At 65.5% G+C, this 1,979-nt stretch carries 1 protein-coding gene; it reads left to right on the top strand.

Going from position 1 to position 1,979, the window contains the following annotated elements; translation table 11 throughout:
• Positions 1-1,979: molybdopterin-dependent oxidoreductase (locus tag OXT71_17870; GenBank protein MDE2928259.1), on the top strand; the 1,979-nt coding region annotated here is incomplete at both ends.

The raw sequence follows: 1,979 nt of genomic DNA, 5'->3' as shown, positions 1-1,979 counted from the left end.
CCGGACACGCCGGGGATCGATTTTTCCGGCATCAACCCCTTCAGCGCTTCTTATGAGGACTGGGGAGAGGCCGAGGTCATCTTCTTCTCGGGCGTCGACCCCTGGGAGACCAAGTCGGCGCTGTTCACCTCCTGGATCATGGGCGGGAAAACACCCAACAAGAAGCTGGTCTTCGCCCTGCCGCGCAAGACCACGGGCGTGGCCCATGGCGAGAGGCAGGGCGGTCTCTTCCTGCCCGTCATTCCGGGAACGGACACGGTGCTTCAACTCGCCATCATCCGCCTGATCCTGGAGAACGGCTGGGAGGACAAGGAATTTATCGCGCGGAAGGTGTCGAACAAGTGGGAGATCGGCTCCGGCATGGGTCGCGGGACCCGCAACACGCCCTGGCAGTGGGTCACGACCTGGGGCAAGTACGGGACCGACTTCGAAGGCTACAAGAAGTGGATCCTGGGCTACGCTTACGCCGAACTGGAGCGTGCCGCCAAGATCACGGGCGTGCCGGCGGCGGACATCCGCAAGACGGCGGAAATCCTCGCCAGGCCCAAACCCGACGGAACGCGCAAGAAGACCTCGTTCATGCTCGAGAAGGGAAATTACTGGTGCAACAGCTTCGGGAACACGGCTTCGTTCGCGGCGCTGGGGCTGGTCTGCGGCGCCGGGTCGCGGCCGGGCCGCGTGATCTCCCGCGGCGGGGGGCACCAGCGCGGCTGGATGGGCGCAGCCCATTACCCGAGGGCCCTGTCGCCCGAGAAGGCGCCGGGGCGCCGCAAGAAGGAGATCGACCTCGACCGCTGGGTCGTGGACGGCCACGTGCGCTTCGCGTGGGTCATCGGAACCACCTGGTGCCAGGCGATGGCGGCGTCCCAGGAGTTGATGGACGTCTTCCAGCGGTTGACGCGCCGCAACCCCCACCAGATCGAGAGTTTTGACGTCGATACGGCGGTGGACGCCTTAAAGCGCAGGGTGGACGCCGGCGGCATGGTCGTCGCCCACCAGGACATCTACCCCGTCTCCCCGATCGGGACCGAGTATTCGGACCTGATTCTCCCGGCCGCCACCTGGGGCGAGGAGGACTTCACCCGCTGCAACGGCGAGCGCCGCCTGAGGCTCTACAGCAAGTTCGCCGACCCCCCCGGCGAGGCCCGGCCCGACTGGTGGATCATCGCGGCGTTCGCCCGGAAGATGGGCTTCAAGGGCTTCGACTGGAAGGACAGCAACCAGATTTTCGAGGAGGCGGCCCGCTTCGGCCGCAAGGGGGTGCTCAACTACCACCCGCTCGTGGTGAAGGCCAAGCGCGAGGGCAAGCGAGGCCACGAGCTGCTCCGCGAATACGGGACCGAAGGCATCCAGACCCCCATCCGCATGGTCAAGGGCGAACTCGTCGGCACGAAGCGTCTCCACGACGAGAACCTGGAACTCGGGACCCCCGAAGGCCCCACGATGCACATGAAATGGCTCACATCCTTCAGCACCCAGAGCGGCAAGGCGGTTCTGCTGAAGAGCTACTGGGAGGACTTCAAGGACTTCTACGACAGGGTCACCCCGCAGGGGGACGAGTTGTGGGTGACGAACGGGCGGATCAACGAGCTCTGGCAATCCGGCTACGACGACAAGCGGCGGCCCTACATTATGCAGCGCTGGCCCCAGCAGTTCCTGGAAATCCATCCCGACGACGCCCGCGCCCGTGGCATCGAATCCGGGGACCTGGTCGCCATCGAGAACGACGACCTCCTCGTGCAGACGGGCGGATACATCGGCGTCGACGGCAAGGAGCAGACCTTCACCGAGCTCATGAAGGCCGGACGCATCAAGAAGAGCAAGGGGAGCTTCACCGCGGTGGCCATGGTCACCGACGCGGTCCGGGCGGGCGTCACCTTCGCCTATTTCGGCTTTCCCGAGAACCCGGCCAACTCGGTGGTCCACCGGGTGCCGGACCCCCTGACCAACCGCTACCGCTACAAGCTGGGCAAGGGGAA

This window comes from Acidobacteriota bacterium (assembly GCA_028874215.1).
In the GTDB taxonomy this organism is placed as follows: Bacteria; Acidobacteriota; UBA6911; order RPQK01; family JAJDTT01; genus JAJDTT01.
This window is presented reverse-complemented; position numbering and strand designations above follow the sequence as displayed.